The 26,303-nt window shown below is 38.0% G+C and carries 32 protein-coding genes and 1 pseudogene; 8 read left to right on the top strand and 25 right to left on the bottom strand.

What is annotated here, in order from left to right; all coding sequences use genetic code 11:
• Positions 1-3: 3 nt before the first annotated feature.
• From miaB to Q9M50_08420, 7 genes are all read right to left on the bottom strand, one after another.
• On the bottom strand, positions 4-1,359 hold the full coding sequence (gene miaB, locus Q9M50_08450; protein MDQ7090661.1) for a tRNA (N6-isopentenyl adenosine(37)-C2)-methylthiotransferase MiaB: 1,356 nt from the start codon (positions 1,357-1,359) through the stop codon (positions 4-6).
• Positions 1,360-1,493: 134 nt separating this feature from the next.
• Complete coding sequence (cobI, locus tag Q9M50_08445) at positions 1,494-2,243, bottom strand: precorrin-2 C(20)-methyltransferase (GenBank protein MDQ7090660.1); 750 nt, start codon at positions 2,241-2,243, stop codon at positions 1,494-1,496.
• Positions 2,240-3,517, bottom strand: coding sequence for a precorrin-6y C5,15-methyltransferase (decarboxylating) subunit CbiE (gene cbiE / locus Q9M50_08440; GenBank protein MDQ7090659.1), 1,278 nt, complete (start codon positions 3,515-3,517; stop codon positions 2,240-2,242). The genes cobI and cbiE overlap by 4 nt, the downstream gene beginning before the upstream one ends.
• Entirely contained in the window at positions 3,514-4,620 is a 1,107-nt protein-coding gene (locus Q9M50_08435) for a cobalt-precorrin-5B (C(1))-methyltransferase (GenBank protein MDQ7090658.1), read from the bottom strand. The genes cbiE and Q9M50_08435 overlap by 4 nt, the downstream gene beginning before the upstream one ends.
• 9 nt (positions 4,621-4,629) lie before the next feature.
• The gene (locus Q9M50_08430) at positions 4,630-5,286 is read right to left on the bottom strand and encodes a precorrin-8X methylmutase (GenBank protein ID MDQ7090657.1); all 657 of its coding nucleotides are present in this window, start codon (positions 5,284-5,286) and stop codon (positions 4,630-4,632) included.
• A 95-nt stretch (positions 5,287-5,381) separates the two neighbouring features.
• Entirely contained in the window at positions 5,382-6,338 is a 957-nt protein-coding gene (locus tag Q9M50_08425; protein ID MDQ7090656.1) for a sigma-54 dependent transcriptional regulator, read from the bottom strand.
• Positions 6,339-6,365: 27 nt separating this feature from the next.
• Positions 6,366-7,082 (bottom strand): sulfite exporter TauE/SafE family protein, encoded by a 717-nt coding sequence (locus Q9M50_08420; protein ID MDQ7090655.1) that lies wholly within the window; start codon positions 7,080-7,082, stop codon positions 6,366-6,368.
• 168 nt (positions 7,083-7,250) lie between these two features.
• Here Q9M50_08420 and Q9M50_08415 point away from each other — a divergent pair, with 168 nt between their 5' ends.
• Positions 7,251-7,607 (top strand): hypothetical protein, encoded by a 357-nt coding sequence (locus Q9M50_08415; GenBank protein MDQ7090654.1) that lies wholly within the window; start codon positions 7,251-7,253, stop codon positions 7,605-7,607.
• Positions 7,608-7,632: 25 nt separating this feature from the next.
• Here Q9M50_08415 and yihA read toward each other — a convergent pair whose 3' ends face one another.
• Positions 7,633-8,250 (bottom strand): ribosome biogenesis GTP-binding protein YihA/YsxC, encoded by a 618-nt coding sequence (gene yihA / locus Q9M50_08410; GenBank protein ID MDQ7090653.1) that lies wholly within the window; start codon positions 8,248-8,250, stop codon positions 7,633-7,635.
• A gap of 120 nt (positions 8,251-8,370) precedes the next feature.
• Between yihA and Q9M50_08405 the strand changes: the two genes are divergently transcribed.
• Together Q9M50_08405 and Q9M50_08400 are read left to right on the top strand one after the other, a co-directional pair.
• Positions 8,371-9,087 (top strand): c-type cytochrome, encoded by a 717-nt coding sequence (locus Q9M50_08405; protein MDQ7090652.1) that lies wholly within the window; start codon positions 8,371-8,373, stop codon positions 9,085-9,087.
• A gap of 89 nt (positions 9,088-9,176) precedes the next feature.
• Positions 9,177-9,782 (top strand): thiol:disulfide interchange protein DsbA/DsbL, encoded by a 606-nt coding sequence (locus Q9M50_08400; GenBank protein ID MDQ7090651.1) that lies wholly within the window; start codon positions 9,177-9,179, stop codon positions 9,780-9,782.
• A 206-nt stretch (positions 9,783-9,988) separates the two neighbouring features.
• Here Q9M50_08400 and Q9M50_08395 read toward each other — a convergent pair whose 3' ends face one another.
• Both Q9M50_08395 and Q9M50_08390 read right to left on the bottom strand, forming a co-directional pair.
• Complete coding sequence (locus Q9M50_08395) at positions 9,989-10,321, bottom strand: DUF5615 family PIN-like protein (GenBank protein ID MDQ7090650.1); 333 nt, start codon at positions 10,319-10,321, stop codon at positions 9,989-9,991.
• The gene (locus Q9M50_08390) at positions 10,318-10,548 is read right to left on the bottom strand and encodes a DUF433 domain-containing protein (GenBank protein ID MDQ7090649.1); all 231 of its coding nucleotides are present in this window, start codon (positions 10,546-10,548) and stop codon (positions 10,318-10,320) included. The genes Q9M50_08395 and Q9M50_08390 overlap by 4 nt, the downstream gene beginning before the upstream one ends.
• A 342-nt stretch (positions 10,549-10,890) precedes the next feature.
• On the opposite strand from Q9M50_08390, the gene Q9M50_08385 reads away from it, so the two are divergent.
• Positions 10,891-11,331: a DUF3597 family protein gene (locus Q9M50_08385; protein ID MDQ7090648.1), complete on the top strand. Its 441-nt coding sequence runs from the start codon at positions 10,891-10,893 to the stop codon at positions 11,329-11,331.
• A 306-nt stretch (positions 11,332-11,637) separates the two neighbouring features.
• Here Q9M50_08385 and Q9M50_08380 read toward each other — a convergent pair whose 3' ends face one another.
• The 3 genes and pseudogenes from Q9M50_08380 to Q9M50_08370 form a co-directional block, all read right to left on the bottom strand.
• Positions 11,638-12,066 carry a hypothetical protein gene (locus Q9M50_08380; GenBank protein MDQ7090647.1) on the bottom strand — a complete coding sequence of 143 codons (429 nt, stop codon included), beginning with the start codon at positions 12,064-12,066 and terminating at the stop codon, positions 11,638-11,640.
• Entirely contained in the window at positions 12,041-12,520 is a 480-nt protein-coding gene (locus tag Q9M50_08375) for a metallophosphoesterase (protein MDQ7090646.1), read from the bottom strand. Before Q9M50_08375 ends, Q9M50_08380 begins: the two co-directional genes overlap by 26 nt.
• Positions 12,484-12,957: pseudogene (locus tag Q9M50_08370) on the bottom strand (class I SAM-dependent methyltransferase). Before Q9M50_08370 ends, Q9M50_08375 begins: the two are co-directional and overlap by 37 nt.
• A gap of 713 nt (positions 12,958-13,670) precedes the next feature.
• On the opposite strand from Q9M50_08370, the gene Q9M50_08365 reads away from it, so the two are divergent.
• The 4 genes from Q9M50_08365 to Q9M50_08350 all read left to right on the top strand — a co-directional run bounded on the left by Q9M50_08365 (position 13,671) and on the right by Q9M50_08350 (position 16,366).
• Positions 13,671-15,143, top strand: coding sequence for a DUF4214 domain-containing protein (locus Q9M50_08365; protein ID MDQ7090645.1), 1,473 nt, complete (start codon positions 13,671-13,673; stop codon positions 15,141-15,143).
• 34 nt (positions 15,144-15,177) lie between these two features.
• Positions 15,178-15,375 carry a CopG family transcriptional regulator gene (locus tag Q9M50_08360; protein ID MDQ7090644.1) on the top strand — a complete coding sequence of 66 codons (198 nt, stop codon included), beginning with the start codon at positions 15,178-15,180 and terminating at the stop codon, positions 15,373-15,375.
• Positions 15,368-15,880, top strand: a complete 513-nt coding sequence (locus tag Q9M50_08355; GenBank protein MDQ7090643.1) for a DNA-binding protein — start codon at positions 15,368-15,370, stop codon at positions 15,878-15,880. Before Q9M50_08360 ends, Q9M50_08355 begins: the two co-directional genes overlap by 8 nt.
• A gap of 252 nt (positions 15,881-16,132) precedes the next feature.
• Positions 16,133-16,366 carry a hypothetical protein gene (locus Q9M50_08350; protein ID MDQ7090642.1) on the top strand — a complete coding sequence of 78 codons (234 nt, stop codon included), beginning with the start codon at positions 16,133-16,135 and terminating at the stop codon, positions 16,364-16,366.
• 311 nt (positions 16,367-16,677) lie between these two features.
• Here Q9M50_08350 and der read toward each other — a convergent pair whose 3' ends face one another.
• The 12 genes from der to secF all read right to left on the bottom strand — a co-directional run bounded on the left by der (position 16,678) and on the right by secF (position 26,286).
• Positions 16,678-18,081 (bottom strand): ribosome biogenesis GTPase Der, encoded by a 1,404-nt coding sequence (gene der, locus Q9M50_08345; protein ID MDQ7090641.1) that lies wholly within the window; start codon positions 18,079-18,081, stop codon positions 16,678-16,680.
• Positions 18,082-18,083: 2 nt separating this feature from the next.
• Positions 18,084-19,304: an outer membrane protein assembly factor BamB gene (gene bamB, locus Q9M50_08340; protein MDQ7090640.1), complete on the bottom strand. Its 1,221-nt coding sequence runs from the start codon at positions 19,302-19,304 to the stop codon at positions 18,084-18,086.
• A 45-nt stretch (positions 19,305-19,349) separates the two neighbouring features.
• A complete protein-coding gene (locus tag Q9M50_08335) occupies positions 19,350-20,006 on the bottom strand; it encodes a tetratricopeptide repeat protein (GenBank protein MDQ7090639.1) in 657 nt (218 codons plus the stop codon).
• Between the two features lie 15 nt (positions 20,007-20,021).
• Positions 20,022-21,302 (bottom strand): histidine--tRNA ligase, encoded by a 1,281-nt coding sequence (hisS, locus tag Q9M50_08330; protein MDQ7090638.1) that lies wholly within the window; start codon positions 21,300-21,302, stop codon positions 20,022-20,024.
• Between the two features lie 36 nt (positions 21,303-21,338).
• Positions 21,339-21,974 (bottom strand): PIN domain-containing protein, encoded by a 636-nt coding sequence (locus Q9M50_08325; protein ID MDQ7090637.1) that lies wholly within the window; start codon positions 21,972-21,974, stop codon positions 21,339-21,341.
• A gap of 1 nt (position 21,975) precedes the next feature.
• The gene (gene pilW, locus Q9M50_08320) at positions 21,976-22,707 is read right to left on the bottom strand and encodes a type IV pilus biogenesis/stability protein PilW (protein ID MDQ7090636.1); all 732 of its coding nucleotides are present in this window, start codon (positions 22,705-22,707) and stop codon (positions 21,976-21,978) included.
• A complete protein-coding gene (rlmN, locus tag Q9M50_08315; GenBank protein MDQ7090635.1) occupies positions 22,707-23,741 on the bottom strand; it encodes a 23S rRNA (adenine(2503)-C(2))-methyltransferase RlmN in 1,035 nt (344 codons plus the stop codon). Before rlmN ends, pilW begins: the two co-directional genes overlap by 1 nt.
• Before the next feature lie 39 nt (positions 23,742-23,780).
• Entirely contained in the window at positions 23,781-24,212 is a 432-nt protein-coding gene (ndk, locus tag Q9M50_08310; protein MDQ7090634.1) for a nucleoside-diphosphate kinase, read from the bottom strand.
• A 65-nt stretch (positions 24,213-24,277) separates the two neighbouring features.
• Positions 24,278-24,457: a hypothetical protein gene (locus Q9M50_08305; GenBank protein ID MDQ7090633.1), complete on the bottom strand. Its 180-nt coding sequence runs from the start codon at positions 24,455-24,457 to the stop codon at positions 24,278-24,280.
• Positions 24,458-24,527: 70 nt separating this feature from the next.
• The gene (locus tag Q9M50_08300; protein MDQ7090632.1) at positions 24,528-24,947 is read right to left on the bottom strand and encodes a hypothetical protein; all 420 of its coding nucleotides are present in this window, start codon (positions 24,945-24,947) and stop codon (positions 24,528-24,530) included.
• Positions 24,926-25,342: a HEPN domain-containing protein gene (locus Q9M50_08295; GenBank protein ID MDQ7090631.1), complete on the bottom strand. Its 417-nt coding sequence runs from the start codon at positions 25,340-25,342 to the stop codon at positions 24,926-24,928. The genes Q9M50_08300 and Q9M50_08295 overlap by 22 nt, the downstream gene beginning before the upstream one ends.
• 17 nt (positions 25,343-25,359) lie before the next feature.
• A complete protein-coding gene (secF, locus tag Q9M50_08290) occupies positions 25,360-26,286 on the bottom strand; it encodes a protein translocase subunit SecF (protein MDQ7090630.1) in 927 nt (308 codons plus the stop codon).
• Positions 26,287-26,303 lie beyond the last annotated feature (17 nt).

The raw sequence follows: 26,303 nt of genomic DNA, 5'->3' as shown, positions 1-26,303 counted from the left end.
AGGTTAACTCACCTGTTTTATTTTATCTAAGGACGATTCGACTAAACGTCCGCGTAATGAATTAGGGAGGGCTTCGGTGATGAGTATATCAACAAACTGACCCTTAAGCCTTGGATGACCTATAAAGTTAACCACACGGTTATTTTCAGTTCGCCCTGTCATTTGTAAGGCATTCTTTTTTGACTCGCCTTCAACTAACACGCTTTGAGTGCTGTTTATCATGGATTGAGAAATAGTTTGAGTGAGATCATTCAAACGTTTTTGCAGGCGTTTTAGGCGTTGTTTTTTGACTTCCATCGGAACATCATCGCTAAATTCAGCCGCAGGCGTTCCCGGTCGAGCACTGTAAATAAAACTATAAGAAAAATCAAAGCCCACTTCTTCAATTAAGTGCATGGTTTCTTCAAATTCCGCGTCGGTTTCACCCGGAAATCCAATAATAAAATCGGAGGAAAGGCTAATGTCAGGGCGAACCTGTTTGAGCTTCGTTAATTTATCAATATAATCTTCACGAGTATAGTCTCGTTTCATTTGTTTTAAAATATGATTACTGCCGCTTTGAACGGGGAGATGTAAATGATTAACTAATTGCGGGATTTCTGCAAAGGCTTCGATTAAATCATCACTGAATTCAACGGGGTGCGAGGTGGTAAAACGAATTCGGTCGATACCGTCAATGGTCGCAACATAATGCAATAACAGGGCAAAATCAATACTATCGCCGTCATCAGATTCACCTTGATACGCGTTAACATTTTGACCGAGTAAATTGATTTCACGAACGCCTTGTTGGGCAAGGGTTGTAATTTCATTTAAAACTTGGGTGAGCGGTCGGCTAATTTCTTCCCCTCGTGTGAAGGGAACAACGCAATAAGTACAATATTTACTACAGCCTTCCATAATAGAGACAAAGGCTTTAACCCCGTCAGCTCGAGGTTCAGGTAATGCATCAAATTTTTCAATTTCAGGGAAGGAAATATCAACGACTTTTTTATGCGTTTTTTGAGCTTGATCTAAAAGACTCGGAAGGCGGTGTAAGGTTTGAGGCCCAAAGACAATATCAACGTAAGGGGCGCGTTTTTGAATCGCCGCGCCTTCTTGACTGGCAACACAACCGCCCACACCAATAATAAGATCAGGGTTTTTGAGTTTGAGTTTTCGCCAACGACCGAGGGCAGAAAAAACTTTTTCCTGGGCTTTTTCACGGATTGAACAGGTATTCAATAATAAGACATCGGCCTCTTCTGGAAGGGGGGTTATGACCATTCCGTGTGATGCTTGGAGAACGTCCCGCATTTTTTCGGAATCGTACTCATTCATTTGGCAGCCGTTGGTTTGAATATAAAGTTTTTGTGTCATAGTTTGAGAAGAGAATTCAATCGTTTAGTCTGCGTAGCGATGGAGGCTCCGAAGGTAATATTCAATTAAATACAGTTGAAAATTTATGATTATAACCTGAAATTTAGTTATTACGTTAATTTTGAGTTAGGGGCTTATTTCTTTCGGCAACCTCGAATCATTTTTCCTCGAATACGATGCGGGTTTTGAATCATTATTAAGGATAAATAATTAACCTTTTCGCCGTATAAACAGGTAATGTCATGAATAATCCGTTCTTCACGCGAGCCTGCTTTTTCAATAAAACAGCTTTTATCTAATAAATTTTTACGAGTTAAAAAGGTAATTAGATCATCCAATATCGGTTTAACTTTTAAGAGAACTAAGGTATCAAAATCGTTTAATAAGGATTCAATCATCTCAATACCATACCCTGCGGGAATAATCGCTACGGTATCATCGGTATCGGCCAGTGGAATTTTTGCACAGGCCGCCGCCGCATTAAACGAGCTAACGCCTGCTATTGTTTCTATAACAATCGTTTGATCTAATCCTTGAACTGTTTTGGCTAAATGTTGGAAAGTTGAAAAGGTTGAGGCATCGCCTTCAACTAAAAAGACCACATCTTGACCTTGCTCTAAGACCGCTATGACAGTTTGTGCCGCTTGTAACCAGTAGTTAACTAAAATTTCCCGATTATGGGTCATTGGAAAAATTAAGGCGGTACTGTTTTCAGGCCGTGTTAACCCCGCATCCAGTGCAATCTGTAAGGCATAGCTCACCCCATTTTGTTTTTTAACGGGGTACATCCACTGGGCATTCGACTGTAATAAGGCCCATGAACGGCGTGTAATAAGCTCAGGATCACCGGGTCCTAATGACGCGCCATAAAGTTTTCCTGTCATTGGGATTCTCGTTGCGCGGATACAATCCAGACGGGGTTTTCAGCCTGCATTCGATTCATGTGTAAAATAGGTTGGCTGCGTGAGGCTTGTATTTGTACCACATCCCAGTAGGCCTGAACTGATTTTAAGGTCTCTAGTGCGGTATTGAGATTTTCTAAGGTCACAAAATTCATCACTAACCAGCCGTTTGTTTTTAAACGCTGTAAACAAAGATGAATTAAGCTAGCCAATTCACCGCCTGTTCCACCGATAAAAATAGCATTAGGACTCGGCCAAATTTCTAAGCCTTCAGGGGCTTTTGCATGAATGAGCTGATAATTGTGGATGTGTAATTGCTGACTGTTTTCACCCGCAATAACAAAATCGGCAATATTCTTTTCAATGGCATAGACATAACCTTGATGACATAAACGCGCGGCTTCAAGCCCCACTGAACCAGAGCCTGCGCCAATATCCCAAACCAGACTGTCGGCTTTTAATTGCATTTTGGCTAACGAGACTGCCCGAACTTCACGTTTGGTAATGAGACCTTTATCAGGTTTACGTTGTTTAAAACAGGTATCGTTTAATCCAAATAAAACCTCGGGATGAGGCGGTTGCTTGCGTTGTAAAATAACAATATTATTGCCATTGAATGATTGTTCAGCAATTGCTTTAATCGGTTGATCTTGGATTAAATTTTCATCCTCAGCCAATAAATTTTGAGCAATATAAATATCAAAAAAATGATCTAACTTTTCAATCCGTAATAAACGCGCAATACGGGCAGGGTCATTTTCGGGGGAGGTGAAAATAGCAATTTTTTTCTCGTGGGTCAAGGCTTGCAGTAAAACATAAAGTCCATGCTCAATGCCTGCGCCGTGTCGCCATTCACCCGTATCTTTTTTATGAATGGAAATAATTTTTGCATCGTGCCAAGGAATTGAAAACTTAGCAAAGGCCAGTGCAATAGTGGAAACGTTGGGTAATATTTCTAGGTGATCGGTGCCTAATTTTTTGGTTAAAAAACTAGCAAGCCCATGAAATAGGGGATCGCCTGTGGCGAGAACGACCACTTTTTTATTGTCTTTTTGTGCGGCTAAAATCCAATCAGGTACGGATTTTAAATGCCCGCCTAAATCTTTTTTTTCGGCATGACTAATTTGAGTTTCTAGCAATGCTAAGGTTCGTTCCGCCCCGATCACTAGGTCGGCTTGTTGTAAGGCAATTAAAGCTAAGGAGGTTAAACTGTCAATACCGTTGTCTAACACGCCCATTATTTTGCAAGGCTTCATCTATTATTTTCCTGATAATGAGCTAATTTTTCACCGTTAAAATCACACATAAGAACGGTGTAATTAAAGGTCTGAGGATAACGCGATTTTAAGGTGTTAACGACACGGCGACACAATTCATCATAAAACACTTGGCTCAAGCCGATTTCTTCCATACGTTCGCCTGCATAACGCGCGGTTTCATTGGCGGCAATCTCATTACAAACGGTTTCACCCGCGCCAACACTTTTTGCAATATCGGCTAATAATTGAGTATTAACAGGGTTGCGTCGTGCATGGGTTATTTTTTCACCTTGGGCCATTTTGGTTAATTTACCGACCATGCCGCCAATGACGATGTTTTTAATCCCCACCGTTTTAGCCGCATCTAAAGCAGGACTTAAAAAATCCCCCATTTGTACAAAACTTGCTTTACTTAAGTGGGGGAGTGTTTTGAGCGTGAATTTTTCAGTTCGTCCACCTGTGGTTAAAACAACGGTGTCTAAGCCTTGGTTTGCAGCGACTTCGACTCCTTGTACGACACTGGCTCTAAAGGCGGCGGTAGAGTAAGGGTGGACAATCCCTGTTGTCCCTAAAATAGAAATTCCCCCGATAATGCCTAAACGTGAATTTAGGGTTTTTTTAGACATTAATTCGCCGTCAGGTACGGATACCGTAATTTCTAAACCCTCGTGTTGGAGTAAGTCGGTTGCGATTTGTTGAAGGTTATCAATAATATTTTTTCGGGGAACGGGGTTAATTGCGGCCCCACCAACTTCTAAGCCTAAGCCTCGCATTGTGATGGTTCCTACGCCGTCACCACCGATGAGAATAATTTCTCCACGTTGGTTGGGTAAACGTTTAGCATCCACGGTTAAATGGGCCTTATGGGTACAATCAGGATCATCGCCCGCATCTTTAATAACGACTGCATGGGCTTGAGAGTGATTACCCTGACCTTCTGTTACCTGAAAGGTGACGTGTTGACCATTAGGCAGTTCGGCCTGTATTTGTTCAGGAACGTGTCCTGTGATTAAGCCTGTTACGGCTGCGCGCGCAGCAGCCGCAGTACACGCGCCTGTGGTATAACCTTTGCGTGTTCCTTTTTCTTTTTTAGGCTTCATGGCCACACGTTAAGCGGATTCGGCTAAGGCCAATAAGGCATGAATAGCGGAGACAACTAAGGTTGATCCGCCTTTGCGTCCGTGAGTGACAATCCACGGTGTTGACGCTAATAATTCAGTGGCCGCTTTTGATTCGGCGGCTGAAACGAAGCCTACGGGCATCCCTACAATGAGAGCAGGTTTTACACCCTCTTCTTTTATAAGCCGAATAACTTCTAATAAGGCGGTAGGGGCATTACCGACAGCGATAATACTCCCGTCTAATAACCCTTGTTGGTGTGCTTTACGCATGGCCTGTACGGCACGCGTGGTATTTTCTGCTTTTGCGGTGGTAATAACATCGTCATCGGCAATAAAGTGATGAGTTGTTACACCAAAATGCTTTAAACGGGGCTGTGATAAGCCGACACAAATCATTTCAACATCAGCAATGATTTTTGCCCCCTGTTTTATAGCCGTTAACCCTGATTTAACTGCGTGAGGATGAAAATGGGTTAATCCATTAAATTCAAAGTCAGCGGTAGCATGAATCATTCGCCGAACAATTCCCCATTGGTCAGCAGGATAGCTGTGTTCACCGACTTCATTATCGACAATGGCAAAGGAATTATGCTCTATTTTTTGACCTGCGGGGGTCATTTGTTCGGTAATACGGTTGGTTGTCATAGTTTAGTGTGATTTCAAAAAGACTACGGTATAAAGTTGAAAGGTAAGCATCAAAATTTAATCAACCTTGAAACGATAGGAATGACGGTTTGATCTTAACAGCTTGCTATTCCATGTTTTTGAATACGATAGAGCAAGGTGTCTCTTGAAATGCCTAATAAACGGGCGGATTTACTGCGATTGCCATTGGTTCGTATTAACGCTTGATTAATAAGATCGGCTTCAACCGTTTCTAATTTTAAACCTAGGGTTGGTAATTTAAAGGCCGTTTCGACAGCAGGTGTATTGCACGTACTAAATTCACGCGGTAAATTTTCAGGTTCAATGGTACGTCCTGCTAATAAAATACTTAATCGTTCGCATAAATTACGTAATTCACGAATATTTCCAGGCCATTGATAGCCTTGTAATTTTTTTATGCTCTGACGACTGAATTTAGACTTGTTAAGTTTATGAGTAATTGAAAAATGGTTCATGAAGTATTTGATTAAGGCATCAATATCTTCTTTTCGTTCTTTCAATGGTGGCAATTCTAATGGGACGACATTTAAGCGAAAAAATAAATCAGGCCGAAATTCCCCGCGATCAATTTGTTGATGAAGGTCTGCATTCGTTGCGGCAATGATGCGGGTATTCACTTTATAGGGTTTGATATCGCCAACTGCAAAACATTCGCCTGTTTCTAAAAAACGTAATAATTTTGCTTGCATGGCTAAGGGTAAGGAATTAATTTCATCTAAAAATAAGGTTCCCCCTTCAGCGGTTTGAAAGATGCCTAGTTTATGATTATTTGCACCGGTGAAGGCCCCTTTTCGGTGTCCAAATAATTCAGATTCCACAATGCCTTCGGGTAAGGCGGCACAATTTAAGGTGATAAAGGGTTTATCCGCGCGCGAACTGGCTTGTTGAATAGTGGTCGCTAAAACTTCTTTTCCTGTTCCTGTTTCGCCTTTAATTAAAACAGTGACATCCGTTGCAGCGACTATTCTAGCACTGCGTAATAAAGACTCAAAGGCGGGAGACTTACCGATAATAGAGTTGAATTGAGTCATATTAGACCTCATTATGTAATCATTGTGTTAAGTTGGCTGTAAACGCATAGGGTTTAGCCACGGGAATAACGCTACCAGCGCAAGTGCTATCATAAGAAGGCCGACTATTTGCTTGAACCCCCGCATTCTTGATAAATTCGCCAGAAAGCCTGTCATTATACCGACTCCTATTACAGCGGGTAAAGTACCTAAACCAAACGCTAGCATAGTTAGGCTGCTTTTTAGAACATTCCCTGTGGTGGCCGATAAGGTTAAGGCCCCATAAACTAAGCCACAGGGCAACCATCCCCAAATCATACCAAAAAAAAGGGCATGTAAATGCGTTTGCACAGGAATTAACCGTCGCCCGAAGGGTTCAATTAAGTGCCAAAATCGAGAACCTAGTTTTTCTATGTAAGCAAAGCGTGGGAACCAGCCCGCAATATAAAACCCCGCGCCGACCATGATAGTGGCTGAAAATAATTGTAATGCACGGTGTCCTTCCCCATGGATAATCGGTAAATTAAATAAAGTGCCTAATAATCCGACGATAGCCCCCGCAAGCGCGTAACTACTGATACGCCCTATGTTATAGCTTAGTACAAAGAAAAATAACCGCCATTTACACTGTCTAATTTTAGGCGAAAGACTTAAGGTTAATGTTCCAATCATAGAGCCACACATGCCGATACAATGAACGCTACTAAAAATACCCATGGTAAAAGCAACTAAGTAAGAGGCATTAAAAGCGAGATCAAATTCCATCACGAATCTGCATTATTATTAGGTTAAAGTTTAAATAGGCCATAACGTTTCAAAGTAAAAGTGTGGTCTATGCGACATTTTGTCACATTTATAAAGGAGGATAATTAGGCTAGTATGCTTGTCATTAATTTACACATAATTTTTATTAGTAATAAAGGACTTATGAGTATGACAATGAGTATCAGTAAGGCATCAAAAGCACCGCTTAAAACAAGAGTTCTACTATCCGTTTGGTTATCGTTTATGTTGCTACTGGTCTCAGTACTGCATACGGTCGAATTAAATTCGGCTCATTATGGGAATCGAAATGAACTTTTTCTAATTGAATTTACCTTATTTCTTATTGTTATTTTGCTGGGCATGAGTCATCTGATATCGAGTTTTTTTTATATTATCAATAATAATAGACAGAATTTACACTATTCATTAACCTGCTTATTTATTATCCTAGTCACGCTTATTATCGCATTTTTTCTTGATCCTGAAACATTGAATTTATGCAATACAGAGGCGTGTAAGAGATAATTCTGGTGTTTATTTAAATTAAAATTTAGGCAGTGATTACTCTTCGTTTGCCTTTAAACCACTGATCTAAAACGTGATGGGCATCATCAATCCCCTTCTTTTTAAGGGCGGAAAATAATTGTAGGCTCAGTGGAAAATCGACTTCCTCTAACTCACGCTGTACTTTTAGCAAGGTGTTTTTTGCCGCACCGTAATTTATTTTATCCATTTTGGTCAGTAAAATGTGTAAAGGAAGTGACGAATGCCCACACCATTCAATCATTTGCCAGTCAAAATCAGTCAGTGGGTGACGAATATCCATGACTAAGATAATGCCGCATAAGGCTTCACGCTTAATAAAATAATCTTCCATCATTTTACGCCACTGTTTTCTAACAGGAATAGGGACTTTAGCATACCCATAACCGGGTAAATCAACAAAACATTTTCCCTGTTCTATTTCAAAAAAATTTAATAATTGAGTTCGACCTGGTGTTTTACTGGTTCGTGCTAACGCCTTTTGGCGGGTCAAGGTATTTATAGCACTGGATTTACCCGCATTAGACCGACCTGCAAATGCAATTTCTAATCCGATGTCTTGAGGGGCATCACTAAGTTGTGGCGCACTATTAATAAATTTGGCTTGATGATAAACTGGATTCATCGTTGTCTCATGTAGATGTTGTAAAGGGTATAAGATGTTAATCTTAACTTAAACGATCACAGTCTTAAGCAAAAACTTAAGAACGTCTCCATTATTTTTTATTCCTTGAAGGGGAGTTTGATGATAAAAAAATTACTCACAATTTCAATTTCGCTACTATTGTCTACGACTGCGGCTATTCTACACGCTGAAGGTGATGTTAATGCAGGTAAACAACAGGCAGCTGCGTGTGCGGGATGTCATGGTGCTGACGGTAACAGTACGGTGCCTAGTTTTCCAAAGCTTGCAGGACAACATGCGTCTTATCTAATTAAGGAATTAACCGCCTTAAAAAAAGGGACTCGAAATGCACCGATGATGGCTCCGTTAGCGATGGGTTTAAATGAAAAATCTATGGCAGATCTTGCCGCTTTCTATGCCTCGCAAACGACATCTACTAATTCTATGCCCTCCTTACCGTTAGATGAGGATGATGAGGACGAAGAAGATGAAGCCGCACTTGCTGTTATTAAAGTCGCTCAACAAGAAAAATTGGATGGTTTATTAATAAAGGGGGCCGATTTATATCAAAATGGTAATTTAAAAAATAAAGTATCGGCATGTATTGCTTGTCATGGGGTTAATGGGGAAGGAAATCAACCGGCTAAATTTCCTGTTATTAATGGGCAACATGCCGATTATTTGATTAAAACACTCACTGATTTTCAACAAGGTAATCGTAATGCAGAATCTGAAAATATAATGAATATGATCGCTAAAAAAATGACGAGTGAAGAAATACAGGCGGTTTCTTATTATTTATCGGTTATGAATGAGCAAAAAAAATCGGCCAAATAATTTATTTTGTAACATTCAACGTATTGTATTAGACCTTAAAGTTTTTAAACGACTTTAAGGTTTTATTTTTTTTAACAAGGATATTTATCATGTTTAAAACTATTTTTTTCATTATGTTATTCAGTTTTACCACGTTGTTACAGGCCGAGGATAAAGGCTATGAAATTTTATCGCCTGCTCAACCCGTTACGAATCCCTCTAAAATTGAAGTCATCGAATTTTTTTGGTACGGCTGTCCACATTGTTACAGTTTAGAGCCGTATATTAATAAATGGTTAGCCACGAAGCCTGAAAATGTTGATTACATTCGTCAGCCAGCGGCTTTTAATCAGCAATGGGAAGATCATGCTAAAGCGTATTTTGTTGCTGAGACTTTAGGGGTTGTTGATACGGTTCACGCTGATTTTTTTGATGAGATTCAGAATCAAAAGAAAAAATTACAAACGGAAGAGCAGTTAGCGGGATTCTTTATCGCTCATGGGGTTGATAAAGCTAAGTTTCATGAAATCTTTAATTCATTTATTGTTGATAAAAAAGTCCGTCAAGCGAAAGTGCTTCCTGCACGTTATGGTTTAACAGGCGTTCCTGCGTTAATTGTTAATGGTAAGTATAAAATTAGTGCTAAATCAGCGAAGGGTCAAGAGAATATGATTAAAGTGTTAGACGCTTTAATTATGGAAGAAACAAATAAATAAATTATTTTATGGGTGGAGACGTGATGGTTTGCGTCTCTAGTCAAGTTACGTTTTATGGTTTGGTGAGGCGACGCATTATGCTAAATTTTTCGGCTATCAACTTAAGACAGGACACCATCTCTCCAAATCCATCACAAGTGAATTAATTTACCTCTTGTGATAGATTTGGAGAGATGGTATTGATTTCCAAGACGTGTTTTTATAACTTAAATTATCTGCAAAAAAGATAACTCATCATTAGCGATCAAACAACTAATTGCCTTAAACTTATTCCTAAGCAATAACTGAATATAACGATTTGAACAATTCTCACGCCTTATCCATATCACTTTAGGTGGATGTCCAAACAAAAGACTTTTATCATAAAAATCCGCATCCTTACTGACCACGATAAAACCATTTTCTTTAGCATAAGCCCAAACCTCATCATCACCAGCACCACCTAAACCAAGTCTGTGAATATGAGCCGATTCAGGAAACACATCTTCCAATACTGCCACTAACTTTGGAGATAGGTTTTCATCAAACAACAACTTCACGAATTAACAACCATCAAATGTTTCTCCCTATCCGCCGCATAAGCAAAACAGGCTTGAATATCTTCCTTAGTCAAATAATCAAAATCATCAAGAATCTCATCCATAGTCATCCCCGATGCAAAATATTCCAAAATATCATAAACCGTAATTCTTAACCCACGAATACAAGGCTTGCCACTTCTTTTTTCAGAGTCTATTGTAATGATGTTTTGATAATTAATATCCATGAGATTTAAACCTTTATAAAATTATTGATGAAAAAAAACGGACTAATCGTCAAAGTTTACCTACTTTCACAAATAACTGGATTCTTTTGCAATAATAACATAAAAAAATCAGGGATTTTATCTACAAACTACTTATAACAAGAACGAAAATATTGGCAAACAAAAATATTGAGGGTGGAGAGTAAACTTAAATTGTCATTCACTCTACCCTCCGTTTTCTTAGTTTTTATTTAACGTCAGATAAAGCTTAAAGTACCAGAATAAAAGATAGTGGTATGATGCCGTTTCCCGTATTAAATTTATGTTTTACGGATTTTTTAGTTATCTACTTGGAGAATAATTATGGGTATGTTTGATTCTATGATGGACACATTAGGCATGGGCGATGAAGCAGTTGAAGGAGAAAGCGTTGAAGCAGTTGAAGAAGAAGTAGAAAACGTTGAAGAAGTTGAAGAAGTTGAAGAAGAAATTCAAGATACAGAAGAACCCATGACTGTAGAGGCAATCGAAGTGGAGGCTAATTCTATTGATATTGTTAGTAAGTTGGAAGAGTTAGGCTCGGCTAATGAAGAAAATCTTAACTGGAAGGTGTCTATTGTTGATTTATTAAAATTATTAAAGCTTGATAGCAGCTATGGCTCACGTAAAGAACTGGCGGCGGAATTGAGTTGTCCTGAAGAAAAAATGGCGGACTCTGCACAAATGAATATGTGGTTGCATAGCACAGTATTACAAAAACTTGCAGAGAACGGCGGTAATATTCCACAAGAGTTATTAGATTAAAGTATTCGTAATGAAGGCAATTAAGCTAAGTTGATAGGCTTAATAACGGATGTTATGCAGGGAAGTGAAAAAACAAGTTTTTTCACGGTTGTAAATACTCGATATTTATAGGTAAGCCGAAGAGGGTATTTTAAAATTAAGATACTCTTTGGGTTCGTCTGATTTTTTTGTGAAAATATCGAAATAAATAAGTCGAGGTATGTTGTCCCTAATAAATAACTGGAGTCAGACTAAATTTAAACTCATCTGTCTTATTCTGACTCTCGTTATTCTATTAATTTCCATCACCCTTCATTTTTTGCTCTATCAAATATCAGAAGAGAGTACTTCTACCTTGGCTCTATCGGTTGAAAATATCCTAAAGCTATATTGGTTTTGTGCGCAAAAACTGCCCGTATTAACGTAAATATTATCATTAGAAAAATACTCTATTTTATGACTATGACTATGACTATGACTATGCCCAAAGGTAACGAAGGTCTTGCTTTTACTAAATTGCTTTTGAGCATGTTGCAGAAATAATTCATTAAGGGAGGCATAATCACTGTCAGAATTTAAACTGGCGTAAAAAAATGCTAACTTGATGATATTATTTTTAAGTCGATCATTCCAATGTTCAGAGCTAGTTTTGTTAGACCAATTTTCAAATTTCTGAGCAATGATGCTATCAAGACAAAAATCACGCCCTGATAACGTCATGCCGAGTTTATCAATCCACCAGCTCATGCAGTACATTAGGTGAAAATGCCAAGCATAGGAAGAATAGTGTTCTTTGGGGGACTCTTAATAGGTGACCATGTTCAGCTAATAGCGTGAAACCATGATCAAGTTCAACTTTTATTTTAACGGGTAAATCTAAAATTTTTTCTAGGGTATAGTCATGATTACCGACTACCCATAAATATTTTTTTGAAGAAATAATACGCTCAACGAATCTTTGACGGTTTTCTATCACTCGCATCGTTTGATCATAGTGAGAAAACTTTATTCGTGCACTTTTTAAGACTTCAAAAATATCACCATTTAATAAGATTAAATCGTTCTCACTCTCCCACTGGTCAAGCATATCAGTAAGCTGACTATTTGATAATTTTAAAGCATCACATGGATCCTTATAAATCCCCATGTGCCAATCTGAGGTACACAATACCTTCACCGTTTTTGTCCGATGTATATAAAGTAATTCCATACCCCTAAATAAGCTTTTTTAGGATGTAATATTTTTTTGTCAAATAAAGCGTCTAACTTTTCAACGGGGAAATCAGTTCGTATCGGAATACTATGTGATATCCAGCGTTTGAACGATTCATGGTTCGAGCTATGAAAATCAACGCAAGCAAAGTAGCCATTTTCATTAAGCGTTGCCGCCGTGAGTTCCAGCATTTTGGTTAACTCAGGGACAGTGGATGTCATATAAGAACATAAAATCAAATCAAATTTTGGTAGAACACTGTTGTGATCAAACATTTCATTGATTAAAGTGACATTTTTATTGTGACCTAGTTTTTTCTTAGCGACATCCAACATATCAGTTGATAAGTCGATACCAGTTAACTTAGCCTGAGGAAAAAATTTACTCAGCCTAAGCAAATTAGAACCTGTACCACAATCAATTTCAAGAATAGTTGACGGGGTAAGTGCATATTACTATCGGGTTCTAATTTACAATCCCTTCGCCAATTTGAATTTGGAGCCACAGTTTTCCAAAATCTAAAGAGTCTCTAAAACTATTTTGTGATAAAAATAAAATAAATATTCTGAATTTAGTTTTGCAGACGGTCTTAAGACAACATACTAACTTGAGCTAAAGCCAAACCCAACGCCATTAATTAATTTTTTTGCTATCCCAAGCTTTCCATTTTCAAAACAGAGTATCGGGGGCAGGTCTTGCATTTTGCAATCGCTCGATTTACGATAGAACCAAAATTTTAAGAGTGCAAGATAAAAGACCTGACCTAGGCTGTTGAAACACTGATAATAAAAACTAAGATTTTAAATCTATAAGCTGAGAAAAAAATTACGATAAGACGGAGAATTATAACGCGTTCAATTTTGCTATTTTTACCTAAGTTATTGATTGTTGGTTTGTTAGAAAAATAAAAGCAGGTTTAGGTGTTAGTTTTTTACCCCTGTAAAACTATAAGTATTTGAATTATAAAGGTTAAATTTTTATTTCAACAGGCTAGGTCAGCCCCCTATTTCCCTCCTATTTTGGAAATAACAACTAAGAATTGATTGTAGTATAATATTTAGTTAGCTTATAATCATGAAAGACAAATTTAAAAATCGACTGTAAAATTATAGGCTTTAAATTTTTTGAATTATTTTAAGGAATTAACATGGCAATAACCACCGAACAAAAAGAAACTATTATTGAGCTGTATTCTGCCTATTTTAACCGTGCCGCTGATGCGGGAGGTGCAAATTTTTGGATCAATTCATTTGAAACTTATATGGCTAATGCGCCGACCACATTATTAGCCCCCTCTCCAGAGCTGTATGCTTTCATAGAAGTGTTAGCCGATATTTCAACTGCAACGGAATATCAACAATTGTATCCCTCAACTTTGGAAAATAGTGATTTTATCACTAAAATTTACACCAATCTTTTAGGGCGTTTACCCGATGCTGGCGGGAAGGATTTTTGGGTTAATAATTTGAATGAAGGAAAAATGACTTCAGGAGAGGCCATTATTCGAATTATTGAGGGGGCGAAAGCAAACACTGAACCTCAAGGTTTAAAAGATGCCGCATTGATTGCCAATAAAACCGCTATTTCAGTTTATTTTGTGGATTATTTAAAATCAAATGATGGCAAATTATCGGCAAGTGCATTTTCTAATATTACGGCTGATATTGCGAGTGTTGAAAGTACGAAATCTGTCTTAAATATCGCTTTAGGGGTTTCTTTTAAACAAATTGTTGAATTATATTCTGCTTATTTTAATCGGGCGGCTGATGCAGGTGGGGTGGAATTTTGGGAGAAATCCTTTGAAACTTATCGTTTAAGTGCGGCTGATTCTTTATCAGATGCCCTTAAAGATCAATTTGCTTTAACGGCGGTTTCTAACGATATTTCAACGGCGGCAGAATATCAAGCGTTGTATCCATCGGCTTTGTCATCCAATGATTTTATTACCGCTATTTATACCAATCTTTTAGGGCGCGCGCCTGATGTCAGTGGTCGAGATTTTTGGGTCAATCAATTAGATCAAGGGGGAATGACTAAAGATGAGGCGATTATTCGGATGATTGAAGGGGCGAAAGCAAACACTGAGCCACAAGGTTTAAAAGATGCGGCATTGATTGCGAATAAAACCGAGGTTTCTATGTATTTTGTTGATCCTTTGCAATCGAATGATGTTACTTTAGCAAAGACGGCGTTAGCTACCCTGACTGCGGATGAATCGACCGTTGTGGTTGCAAAAGCTGCTTTAGATTCTGCTTTAGGGATGATTCATTTATCGGCGAATAATTCTCTTCCTCAACAAGGTACAGAAGGGATTGCTGATTTTTTTATTTATGATATAGACAGTAGTCTTTTTATTGTTGAAAGTAGTGAAGTAGTTGATGTTACGTTGCAAGGGTTTAAAGTGGGTGAAGATAAGCTGGTTTTTGATGATGTCAGGGGTAAAACGATCACGACTGAATCTTTTAGGCAGAGTGCCAGTATTGAATCGGCTACAGATACGCGAATTATTTTTGAGAAGGCGATTGTGCTTAATAATAACACGGTAGTTTCTGAGCCTGATGTTGCTTTAACATTGGCGGGTGTGAGTGATTTTTCTACGGTTGATTTTTCGATTGTTTAGCAGAGATTAAATTGAGTCAAATTAGGTAAAAATGATGAATAACGTAATTCAAGCAGAAATTCCAAAGCAATTATCTGAGCAAGCACAAATGTTAATACAGCGGGGATGGGCGGGTAGTTTACAAGAAATTATTAATGAATCTTTGCGGCGTTATTTAGAGTCGCATCAGGAGGTATTGACTGAGGCTTTTATTCAAGAGGATGTTGAATGGGGTTTGCGTGGTGATGACTAAGCAATCTTTGGTTGTTGCTGATGCGGGTGTGTTAATTCATTTGGATGAACTAGATGCGTTAGATGTTTTAAGTGACTATACAACGATTTTTGTCCCTGATGCAGTTTGGACGGAAGTTTTATATCATCGACCTCAGGCTTTACAAAATCAGGTTGTTACATTAGTTCATGTTCCCGCAACCCCTTATTTGGCTAAAGTGAATGCAATTGCGACCCTGTTTACTTTGCATCATGGTGAGCGTGAGGCTTTGAGTTTTTGTTTGACTAAAAATATCAATACTTTTTTGACAGATGATACGGCGGCACGGTTAGCCGCTAAAAATTTGAACATTAAAGCGCGTGGAACGTTAGGGTTGTTAATTCGTGCTGTGCGGCATAATTTGCGTTCTGTTGCTGAGATATTGGATTTATTGGTGGCTATTCCTGAAAAATCATCGTTACATGTTAGCCCAAAATTATTAGATGATGTTATTGAACAGTTAAACGCTGAATGGTTTGATAACTAATCGAAAGTATTAAGAATGAAAGTTTTAGTTTGTTTATATTTTAAGGATGTAACGCTATGAAAATAAGAAATTTTAGTGTGGTTTGGCTATTCCTGTATTTTTTCTCAAGCGCGGTGTTTGCAGAAACGATTACGATTATAACGCTTTCGCCTACGGGGGTTGCTACTTAAGATGTGCGGACAAAGGCGGTAGGGGAATCTATTAATGTGGTGGTTAAGCCTAAAGTGAGTTTTAAGGGGATTGTTAAGGTTAATGGGGGTAGTGGTTGCGACTGGAGAAATTAATCGTGTGCTTCGTTATAAATATAGGGTTGCGGGTAATTCTACGGTTGAGACATCTTATCTACAAACTATATCAAATAACAAAACAATCACAATAGGAACTTATACCGTTGATGAGATTGTCACTCCAACCGAAGAGCAAACACAAAATCTATCAGTACGTTTAGCTTTACCAGAAGGAACAAAGTTAAAACGTAGTCTGTAAAATAAAGGGGTCAAATAAAGGGGTCGGCAAATAAAGCAAATAAAGCGAAATAAAGGGGTCGGTGTTAATTATACTTTCTCTTTCTCCATCCAACAGGTCTCCCTCTGTTTACACTCACCAAATTATATATCAGCTATTCAAACCTGAAAGAGTCCGTACTGAAAATACTAAATAGCTTTGGTAAAAAATATACGATAATTTTTACTTAGGTACTTATAATTTACTACCCCGCCTGTATTTTATAATCTACAGACACCCTATTTATTATTAAAATAATTAGATTCAGCGGGGCAACAATTCATCCTATAAAATTAGTTTTTCTTTACCCTATTACGCGAGTTAATTCGGGCTAATCGCTCAACTTTCTTCTGGTGCTTCTCAGTCGGTTTCTTTTTAACTTCTTTATACGGATTATCAGGTGATTTAAACTTAAGCCGAATAGGCGTTCCTTTTAAGTTTAATTTATCTCGGTAAAAATTAATTAAATAACGCTTATAGGCATCAGGTAACGCATCCGTTTGCGCTCCGTGAATAATAATTACAGGCGGATTTCGTCCTCCTTGATGTGCATATTTTAATTTAATACGCCGTCCTTGTACTAAAGGCGGTTGATGCGCCATCGTCGCTTCTTTTAAAATTTGCGTTAATGCTGGCGTGGACATATTAATCATCGTCGCATCATAAAGCGTATGTACGACATCAAATAATTTTCCCACCCCACTGCCATGTAAAGCAGAAATAGGATGTTTCTCTGCAAAATCTAAAAAGGGTAATTTAACGTCTATTTGCCGATTAATCAGCTCTTTTTGGTCATGACTTAAACCATCCCATTTATTTAAACCTAGAATTAAAGCCCGTCCTGCTTCAATAACCAGTCCTAATAAATGACAGTCTTGATCGGTAATACCTTCACTCGCATCAATCAAATAAATGACCACATTGGCTTTTTCAATCGCTTGTAACGATTTAATAATACTGAACTTTTCAATGGCTAATGATATTTTTGCACGGCGACGCATTCCCGCCGTATCAATTAAGGTGAATAGCGTATCATTGCGTTCAAAGGGAATAAAAATACTATCCCGAGTTGTTCCCGGTTGATCAAAAACAACCACCCGCTCTTCACCCAACAAACGATTCACTAAGGTTGATTTACCGACATTAGGACGACCAACAATGGCAATACCAATTCCCTTATCGGCTTCATCAATTTCTTCCTCGACTTCGGGTAAAAGCGTGTCAATATGGTTTAAAAGCTCATGAACGCCACGCCCGTGTGTCGCCGCAATTCTAACGGGTTCACCCAAGGCTAATGAATGAAACTCGGCGGTCGCGAGTTCGGCATTAATACCATCCACTTTATTGGTCACTAGAATAACGGGCTTATTTAGCTTTCGTAATTCACTCGCCACTTGCTCATCCGACGCATTGAGTCCTTCCCGTGCATCAACAATAAAAAAAACAATATCCGCTTCTTCTAAGGCAATTTGAACTTGTTTTTTAGCAAAATCATCAACGCCTTCCGCATCATCCATAATGCCGCCTGTATCAACGACTAAACAATCGCGCTCACCTCGTTTAACCCGTCCATATTGGCGATCACGAGTTAAACCAGGGAAATCAGCAACGAGGGCTTCTCGGCTTCGGGTCAAATAATTAAATAAGGTGGATTTACCCACATTAGGTCGCCCAATTAGGGCAATAACAGGTAGCATTTTTAAAATAATCTCGCTCTTAAGGCGGCTAAAGTGCCATCTTTTGCATAAATATAAATGATGTCATTAACGACAACAGGATTTGAATCAATCGCGGCATCGGCAATTTTTATCCGATTAAGTAATCGACCATCCGTACGTGAAAGCCAATGTACATAACCATCATAATCACCCACCACCACATAATTATCGTACGCTATGGGGGAGGTTAATGAACGATAATGTAAGGCTTCTTGTTTCCATAAGGTCCCCCCATTACGTTTTTCTAATTCCCAAACATCACTTTTGGCATCACTTAAAAAAATATAACGGCGACTAATGGTTAAACCCGTATACGCGGATAAGTCTTCATTACGCCATAAGGGGTTGCCATTATCAATAGAAACCGCCGTTGTTCCCCCGTTATAACTGGAAATATAAACCACGCCATCACTTTCAACAGGGTCTGAATCTAAATCAACTAAACGTTCAACTTCGGAACGGCCACTCGGAATAGCCAGAGTCGTTTCCCAGTTATTTTTACCTGTTTTTAAATCAAGTGATAATAATTTGCCATTGGCATAACCTGCAATCACTTGGTTATCAAGAACAAGGGGCTTGCCTGTACCGCGTATGGTTAAGGCAGGAACATTTTTTTCAAACGACCAAAGTTGAAGCCCATCGGTTTCATTTAAGGCAATAATACGCCCATCGGTTGTACGAATAATAACAACCCCTTTGCTAATAACAGGAACGGCAAGGACTTCACTTGAAACCGTCGTTTTCCATAGTTCTTCCCCTGAACTACGATTAAACGCAACGACTTCTGCATTACTGGTTCCTAAAATTAAGTTATCAATACCTAAACCAGGGCCTGCTGAAAACGAATAGCTTGTTGTGGATTCCCAAAGCAGATCCCCATTAGAGGCCGATCGGGCTTGAACTAACCCCTCTCGATCAGCGACAAAAATATTATCTGAACTCAGCGCAATGTTTAATTTTAGGTATTTTTTATCTTTACCTACACCGATAGATTCTTTCCAGATAACATCGAGTTCTACTTCTATATCATATTCAGTCAGCGGGGCGGGGGGTTCGGACTCGCTATTGTTCCCTAGAATAGAACTGCCCAAACTTTGAACGGCATCGGATAAATTACTCAAGGATGCACAGGCGGGTAGCATTAGGCTAAAACCAAGGACAGTCAGCGGTAAAATATATTTTTGGGGTTTACGTTTTAGCATAATGTTTTAAAGAGTACGTAAAGTGGCATAGCCCAGCCTAGACAGCTAATTTTTAGTTTCAGGAGGCGTACTAATTTCAGTCGCGGTAATATCATCGAGTTTCATTTGCAATAAAGGCGAATCTTGAGCGGTTCTAATGGCATTTTGATAAGCGGTACGCGCTTCCCCGAGACGATCTAAAGCAACATATAAATCGCCTGTCAATTCATCATAACTGGATGAAAAACTTTCAGTGCTGGCAGGGTCGGTTTCAGAAATGAGTTGTAACCCTTTTTCATACTCTTTCGTCGCTAACATTAAACGAACCAAACGAATACGTGCGACATTTTTTAATTCAACATCACTTTGTTTTAAAATGCTTTCCAAAATTGTTTTTGCCGCAGTTAAATCACCCGCATTCACGTTCAATTTTGCCTGCATTAAGGTTGCATAATCCGCATAACTACTGCTTGGATAGCGTTCAATTAACTGGGTGGCAATTTTAGCCGCTTCCTCATCTTTTTCTTGATCGGAAAGGGTTAATAATTGTCCATACAAAGCAGAGGCTTCTAAGGCTTGTTCATGCTGTTGATCTTTCCAATAATTCCACCCTAAAATTAATGCCGCACCTAAAACGGCTCCCACAATAAGTGAGCGGCCATTTTCTTTCCACCACGCTTGGAGTGCTTCTACTTGTTCTTCTTCTGTATCGTAAATTGCCACGGTTTTTCTCTTAGTTTAATTTTGAGTATTTAAAAATTCAATTGCCGCTTCATACGACATGAGCTGTTGAGGCTGGGATTCGCGTAAAAATTTAACAGTGACCTGATTATTATCGGCTTCGTCTTCCCCTATAATGATCGCAAATTTCGCCCCGCTTTTATCGGCTTTTTTAAATTGGCTTTTAAAACTTCCCGCATTACAATTGACTTGTAATTTGAGTTGCGGTAGTTGATCTCGGATTTTTTCAGCAAAGATTAAGCCTTGTTTTTCAGCCTTCTCACCTACGCGAATCATGTAAACATCAACACTAGGGGCGATAGGGACATCGGCTAATAATTCAACCAATGACAATAAACGCTCCATGCCTAAAGCAAAACCAATGGCGTAATTATTTTTACCGCCCAATTGTTCAACTAACCCATCATAGCGTCCTCCCGCACAAACAGTGCCTTGTGCGCCGAGTTCATCCGTGACCCATTCAAAAACAGTTTTGCTATAATAATCCAAGCCTCTTACTAAGCGAGGATTTATCTGATAGGTAATTTCTAGGCTATCTAAGTTATCGGTTAACGTTTGAAAATGTGCGCGGCTATCCTCGCCTAAATAATCCATTAAACTGGGCGCATTTTCAACCACTGTTTTCATCTTAGGGTTTTTAGTATCTAAAATTCTTAAGGGATTAGTGGTTAAACGTCTTTGGCTATCTTCATCTAATTGGTCTTGATATTGCGTAAAATATTCAACTAGTTTTTCACGATAACGCGCTCGTTCTTCAATCGTTCCCAGTGAATTGAGTTGTAATTGTAATTTATTCTCAATCCCTAATTTTTTCCATAAACGCGTGGCTAAGGTAATAATTTCGGTATCAATATCAGCGGCAGCCATGCCATAGGTTTCCACCCCTAATTGATAAAATTGGCGATAACGTCCTTTTTGCGGTCTTTCATGGCGAAACATAGGGCCTAAATACCATAGGCGATGCACTTGATTGTGTAATAACCCATGTTCTAAACAAGCTCTTAAACAACCCGCTGTGCCTTCTGGGCGTAAGGTTAAAGAATCGCCATTACGGTCATCAAAGGTATACATTTCTTTTTCGACAATATCGGTGACTTCCCCAATAGCGCGTTTAAATAGGGCAGTCTTTTCAACAATGGGTAAACGAATTTCGTTGTAACCATAGACTGAAAGGACTTCTCTAATGTTTTGTTCAACGTAATGCCATAAAGGGGATTGTTCGGGTAATACATCGTGCATACCACGAATGGCTTGAATTGCCTGACTGTTTTTTGCCATAGTTTATATGTTTTTATTAATAATTAAATATTTACATTAATGATAAACAATTTCAGCTATTTTATTATCATTATAAATAACTTTATTTTCTTTAATAACAATTACTTTGTGCTTTATTAAAAATTTAAATACTACTTCAGGAGATTCTTGGTGATTTTTTAAAATACTTTTAATACTATTTAATAAGGTTTCTTCTTTTGAAGGTCTGTTTATATTATTAGTCATTAAGTATTTACAGTATGAATGAATTGCAACTAACGGTAAATTATTTTTTTCTTTTATTAAACCCACTCGTTCAGCAGTACACCCTTGACTTATCAATAAGCTAACTACATGATCTAAATCTAAGTCATTTGAGATGATAACAAAATGTGCTTTATTTTGAAATTCCTGCATTAATGCACCTGCAAAAAAACAAATGCCAAAATCAGCTGAATTTTTACCCACATGAGCCATTTTAAATATTTTAAGTTTATTTTTATTAACCGCACTACTTAACGATTCTAACCAATCAAGGGGTATTTTAACCCCAGTTTTTGCATAGCAAATAATGACTTGTGTATATTCTTCTATGTCATTTTGTAATTGATGAATTTGACAGGGACAATTCTCTAAATCAATCAATAAAATTTTAATTATTTCATCATTACAAGAGTCTTGCTGTATGTTCATATTATTCTACGCGTTGCGCTTCTTTGGAGTCAGGAAACTGGGTTAATAATTTATTTTTATATTGTTCTGCCCCTGATCTGTTTTTGAGTCCTAATTCTATACGGTAGGCATACCATAAAGAATCTGCAGATTCAGGACTAACACTGAAATAACGCTGTAAAAAAGCGCGGGCTGACATAAACTTATGAAAACGATAACTCATTTTTAGCATTTCTAATAAAGCTGGGGGATATTGAGGGTGAACCTCAAGAGCTTTTCTGAAATAATTCTCAGCCTCTTTCATTTTATTTTGCTTTAAATAACAGAGGCCTGCATTGGTCAAAGAAAACCATTTACGAGAATTTAAAGGCATATTAAATGCAACCGCTAAATGTGCGAGTCCTTCCTCATACTCGCCCTTTTCACATAAAAATCGGCCATAATTATTTCGAGGCTGCGGGCTTTCATCGTTCTCTGAAACCGCTTGCTTATAATGATACTTGGCATCACTTGAACGTTCAATTCGTTCATATAGCACCGCTAAGGCATTATGTGATTCACTATTACTGGAATTTAAATCAACGGATTTTTCTAATTTCTCTTTGGCAATCTCCAGTTTTCCCATTTCTAAATAACGAACGCCCATTTTTAAATAAATTTCAGCTTGTTCTTCAGAGCTAACTTCTCTTGGGGGATTTACTTGCACACAGGCAATTAAAAAAATTGAAAGATTGAAAATGACCCATAATTTCATTAAGGTTCTGCTAATTTAAGTTTTAAATGTCGGCGGCTTTTATCCTTTACTTTTCCCACTAATTGTCCACAAGCCGCATCAATATCTTCACCGCGTGTTCGTCGTATGGTGGTTATCATGGATGCATTATGTAAGACATCTCTAAAACGCTCGATTGTAGCCATTGATGAGCAAGTGTAGTTGGAGTTAGGAAACGGATTAAAAGGGATCAAGTTAAGTTTAGCAGGTATATTTTTTAATAACTTAATTAATGCGCGAGCATCGGCTCCTGAATCATTAATTCCCTCAAGCATAACATATTCAAAGGTTATGTTACGACGAGGGGACAGCTTGACATTGTCTTTACACGCCATCATTAATTCATTTAAGGGGTATTTTTTATTAATCGGGACTAAGACATCACGAAGTTCATTGTTTGCGGCATGTAAAGAAACCGCAAGGCTGACACCACAGACTTCCGTTAATCGGTATATCGCAGGGACAACGCCTGACGTACTCAGCGTCACGCGGCGTTTTGATAAACCATAAGCAAAGTCATCCATCATTAAGTTCATCGCACTGATGACATTATCAAAATTTAATAACGGCTCACCCATTCCCATCATGACGACGTTAGTAATGCGTTTTTCATCCCCTAAACGATTTTGAGCGACATAAAGTTGCCCAATAATTTCAGATACGGTCAGATTACGATTAAACCCTTGTTGGGCGGTTGAGCAAAAAGGACACGCTAAGGCGCAACCAACTTGAGAGGAAACACACAGAGTACCGCGTTTTTCTTCAGGAATGAAAACGGTTTCAATGCGATTATTACAGCTCATTTGTATCACCCATTTTCGCGTTCCATCGGAGGCGATTTGTTCGGTGATAATTTCAGGGGCTTCGATACGACAACTTTGAACTAATTTAGCCCGCAACACTTTGCTTAAGTTAGTCATTTCATCAAAATGAGTGACGTGTTCTTTATAAAGCCATTTTAGAACTTGAGTCGCACGAAAAGGTTTTTCGCCGATAGAGGCAAAAAAGGCCTCCATGCCTTTTCTGTCTAAGTCCAATAAATTAATCGTGGACACTTAACGGACGCGCTCACAAAGCTCATCATCAGAGAAAAAATAACTAATTTCTCTTGCAGCGGTTTCAGTTGCATCCGAACCGTGAACCGCATTTTCATCAATGCTCTCAGCGAAATCGGCACGAATAGTCCCCGCATCCGCTTCTTTAGGGTTTGTTGCGCCCATGATGTCACGATTTGCAAGGACTGCGCCTTCACCTTCTAAGACTTGCATGATGACAGGCCCTGAAATCATAAAGCTGACTAAGTCATTAAAGAAAGGACGCTCTTTATGTTCAGCATAAAAACCTTCCGCTTGCGCTTGGGTTAATTGAATCATTTTGGCCGCAACAATACGCAAGCCTTTTGCTTCAAAGCGACTGTAAATTTGTCCGATAACATTTTTAGCGACCGCATCGGGTTTGATAATAGAAAAAGTACGTTCTAGAGCCATGGTTTATTCCTGTTGGATTATATATAAATTAAAAGGGTTTTACTGTAAAGTCAGTTCGGTTTTAATTATTTTTTTAAAATTTTTATCATTTTTAAAATATCAATTATTTTTTCATCATCGGCATTATAATTTTTACTAATACAATAATGATTGCTGTCTAAAATAATAAAATTCCAAACCAAACCGACCACAAATAACCCATAAATGGGGTATTTATTTTGATTTATTTCTTTAGCAACTAACATAGCCGCTAATACTTGTGCATCGGGTGTTCCTTGGTTTTCTAGGGCTACTAATTTAAGACAAGATAAAATCTTAATTCATCCGATAAATATACATATCTTCAAAATAAATATTACTAAGAAAATTTTTACCAAGACGGGTATTTCTCCAATATTTATCATTCCACAAGCTAGAATTTTTTACATTATGTAATGCTTTTACAAAACGGTTATTGTTATCAATTACTTCAATATTATGTAAAGAAATTATATTTTTTTCTTTTGATTCACTCTCTTCATTAATTTCGTTAATGTGTTTGTAATAATCTCTTGCGCCTTTTTTAGCAACGATAGGTGATGCGATCATTAATGCCCAACTTTCTTTTTCTGTATCTAATAACCAAAAAGCCGCTTGTACTTTTAAATGCTTGTCTTCTAAATGTTTAATTAAAGCTTCACCTGCTAAAAGCATTTCTTGAGAAAGTTCCTGGGTTATAAAAAGTTCTTTAGCCATGGCAATACTCCTGATTCATTATTAGTCACTGCCTCAAAAAATTCTTTGGCTTTTATTGGGGTTATTGTACAGTCATAACGGGCTTCTTCTGACCAACTTTTAACGATATTCCAATTCAATTTAAAGGCTAAACTTCTATTTTCTTCTTCTCTTAATTTTTGATTCAAATTAGATATTTTCAATAGTTTGGTCAAGTCATGCGTATAGCTATCATTAGCAAGTTTCTTATCTGGAAAATCAAATGCACGTACTTGTTTTGTAATACAAGCTTTTAAGGTACATTCCAGTGCGTAACCTGCTAAATAATAAGCACCATGATAGCAACGTGCATTTAAAAGAATTTGGGATTCTTTAATTCTAATGTCTGCTAATTCCTTAAGTTCAACTTTATTCATTACTTAGTAAATAATCACTACGGCATATCATCAATATCCGCCCCTTCTGCAACAGGAATCATTAAATCTTCTTTACTAATTCCTAAACTTAAAACCACAGGGCTTGCAATAAAAATAGACGAGTACGTTCCAATACCCACACCCACCAATAAAGCAATGGCAAAGTTATGAATAATTTCGCCACCCAATACCGCTAACGCCGCTAATACCAACGCGGTGGTTACCGAGGTCATTAAGGTTCTGCTTAAGGTTTGATTTAAAGAAATATTCATAATTTCTTCCGCTGAATCCATTCGCAAATTTCTAAAATTCTCTCGAATACGATCATAAACCACAATCGTATCATTCAACGAATAACCAATGACCGCTAAAATGGCCGCTAAAACTGTTAGGTCAAATTCTAATTGTAAGACCGAAAAAAAGCCCAATGTAATTAAAACATCATGAGAAAGAGCCGCCACAGAACCTAATGAAAATTTATACTCAAATCGCCATGCAACATACAGTAAAATTCCAAACATCGAATATAACAGAGCTAACCCGCCATCTTCGGCTAGTTCATCGCCCACTTGAGGCCCTACAAATTCAACGCGTCGTACTTCGGCTTTTTCAGTGCTGTTTTTATTAACCGCCGCTAAAATTTGTGTACTAAGTTCTGCGTTACTCATGCCTTCTTTCGGTTTTAAACGAATTAAGACATCTTTTGCCGTCCCAAAATTTTGGACAGTTGCATCATCAAAACCACTTTTTCCTAATGTTTCACGTAATACGGTTAAATCAGCAGCTTGTTTATAGCCGACTTCAACCAGTGTCCCGCCTGTAAAGTCAATTCCCAGCTTTAATCCATTGATCGCTAAGGAAGCAATAGAAATAAGGAGTAAAATTGCGGATAAAATCATCGCAAACTTTCGTTTACCTAAAAAATCGAGTTCTTGTTTAAACATTTTTTTTATCCACAACA

This window comes from Methylococcales bacterium (genome assembly GCA_030949405.1).
GTDB lineage: Bacteria > Pseudomonadota > Gammaproteobacteria > Methylococcales > Methylomonadaceae > WTBX01.
This window is presented reverse-complemented; position numbering and strand designations above follow the sequence as displayed.

Excerpts from the sequence above, each read along its gene's own strand:
- pilW (MDQ7090636.1), bottom strand. The coding sequence starts at position 22,707 with ATGAAATTATGGGTCATTTTCAATCTTTCAATTTTTTTAATTGCCTGT.
- Q9M50_08390 (MDQ7090649.1), bottom strand. The coding sequence starts at position 10,548 with ATGGATATTAATTATCAAAACATCATTACAATAGACTCTGAAAAAAGA.
- Q9M50_08360 (MDQ7090644.1), top strand. The coding sequence starts at position 15,178 with ATGAATAACGTAATTCAAGCAGAAATTCCAAAGCAATTATCTGAGCAA.
- Q9M50_08420 (MDQ7090655.1), bottom strand. The coding sequence starts at position 7,082 with ATGGAATTTGATCTCGCTTTTAATGCCTCTTACTTAGTTGCTTTTACC.
- Q9M50_08415 (MDQ7090654.1), top strand. The coding sequence starts at position 7,251 with ATGACAATGAGTATCAGTAAGGCATCAAAAGCACCGCTTAAAACAAGA.
- cbiE (MDQ7090659.1), bottom strand. The coding sequence starts at position 3,517 with ATGAAGCCTTGCAAAATAATGGGCGTGTTAGACAACGGTATTGACAGT.
- der (MDQ7090641.1), bottom strand. The coding sequence starts at position 18,081 with ATGCTACCTGTTATTGCCCTAATTGGGCGACCTAATGTGGGTAAATCC.
- cobI (MDQ7090660.1), bottom strand. The coding sequence starts at position 2,243 with ATGACAGGAAAACTTTATGGCGCGTCATTAGGACCCGGTGATCCTGAG.
- Q9M50_08350 (MDQ7090642.1), top strand. The coding sequence starts at position 16,133 with ATGGGGGTAGTGGTTGCGACTGGAGAAATTAATCGTGTGCTTCGTTAT.
- Q9M50_08430 (MDQ7090657.1), bottom strand. The coding sequence starts at position 5,286 with ATGACAACCAACCGTATTACCGAACAAATGACCCCCGCAGGTCAAAAA.
- yihA (MDQ7090653.1), bottom strand. The coding sequence starts at position 8,250 with ATGAATCCAGTTTATCATCAAGCCAAATTTATTAATAGTGCGCCACAA.
- Q9M50_08300 (MDQ7090632.1), bottom strand. The coding sequence starts at position 24,947 with ATGGCTAAAGAACTTTTTATAACCCAGGAACTTTCTCAAGAAATGCTT.
- Q9M50_08400 (MDQ7090651.1), top strand. The coding sequence starts at position 9,177 with ATGTTTAAAACTATTTTTTTCATTATGTTATTCAGTTTTACCACGTTG.
- rlmN (MDQ7090635.1), bottom strand. The coding sequence starts at position 23,741 with ATGGAGGCCTTTTTTGCCTCTATCGGCGAAAAACCTTTTCGTGCGACT.
- Q9M50_08325 (MDQ7090637.1), bottom strand. The coding sequence starts at position 21,974 with ATGAACATACAGCAAGACTCTTGTAATGATGAAATAATTAAAATTTTA.
- Q9M50_08405 (MDQ7090652.1), top strand. The coding sequence starts at position 8,371 with ATGATAAAAAAATTACTCACAATTTCAATTTCGCTACTATTGTCTACG.
- Q9M50_08435 (MDQ7090658.1), bottom strand. The coding sequence starts at position 4,620 with ATGAAGCCTAAAAAAGAAAAAGGAACACGCAAAGGTTATACCACAGGC.
- Q9M50_08380 (MDQ7090647.1), bottom strand. The coding sequence starts at position 12,066 with ATGTACTGCATGAGCTGGTGGATTGATAAACTCGGCATGACGTTATCA.
- secF (MDQ7090630.1), bottom strand. The coding sequence starts at position 26,286 with ATGTTTAAACAAGAACTCGATTTTTTAGGTAAACGAAAGTTTGCGATG.
- Q9M50_08355 (MDQ7090643.1), top strand. The coding sequence starts at position 15,368 with ATGACTAAGCAATCTTTGGTTGTTGCTGATGCGGGTGTGTTAATTCAT.
- Q9M50_08375 (MDQ7090646.1), bottom strand. The coding sequence starts at position 12,520 with ATGGAATTACTTTATATACATCGGACAAAAACGGTGAAGGTATTGTGT.
- hisS (MDQ7090638.1), bottom strand. The coding sequence starts at position 21,302 with ATGGCAAAAAACAGTCAGGCAATTCAAGCCATTCGTGGTATGCACGAT.
- miaB (MDQ7090661.1), bottom strand. The coding sequence starts at position 1,359 with ATGACACAAAAACTTTATATTCAAACCAACGGCTGCCAAATGAATGAG.
- Q9M50_08385 (MDQ7090648.1), top strand. The coding sequence starts at position 10,891 with ATGGGTATGTTTGATTCTATGATGGACACATTAGGCATGGGCGATGAA.
- Q9M50_08425 (MDQ7090656.1), bottom strand. The coding sequence starts at position 6,338 with ATGACTCAATTCAACTCTATTATCGGTAAGTCTCCCGCCTTTGAGTCT.
- Q9M50_08305 (MDQ7090633.1), bottom strand. The coding sequence starts at position 24,457 with ATGTTAGTTGCTAAAGAAATAAATCAAAATAAATACCCCATTTATGGG.
- Q9M50_08365 (MDQ7090645.1), top strand. The coding sequence starts at position 13,671 with ATGGCAATAACCACCGAACAAAAAGAAACTATTATTGAGCTGTATTCT.
- ndk (MDQ7090634.1), bottom strand. The coding sequence starts at position 24,212 with ATGGCTCTAGAACGTACTTTTTCTATTATCAAACCCGATGCGGTCGCT.
- Q9M50_08295 (MDQ7090631.1), bottom strand. The coding sequence starts at position 25,342 with ATGAATAAAGTTGAACTTAAGGAATTAGCAGACATTAGAATTAAAGAA.
- bamB (MDQ7090640.1), bottom strand. The coding sequence starts at position 19,304 with ATGCTAAAACGTAAACCCCAAAAATATATTTTACCGCTGACTGTCCTT.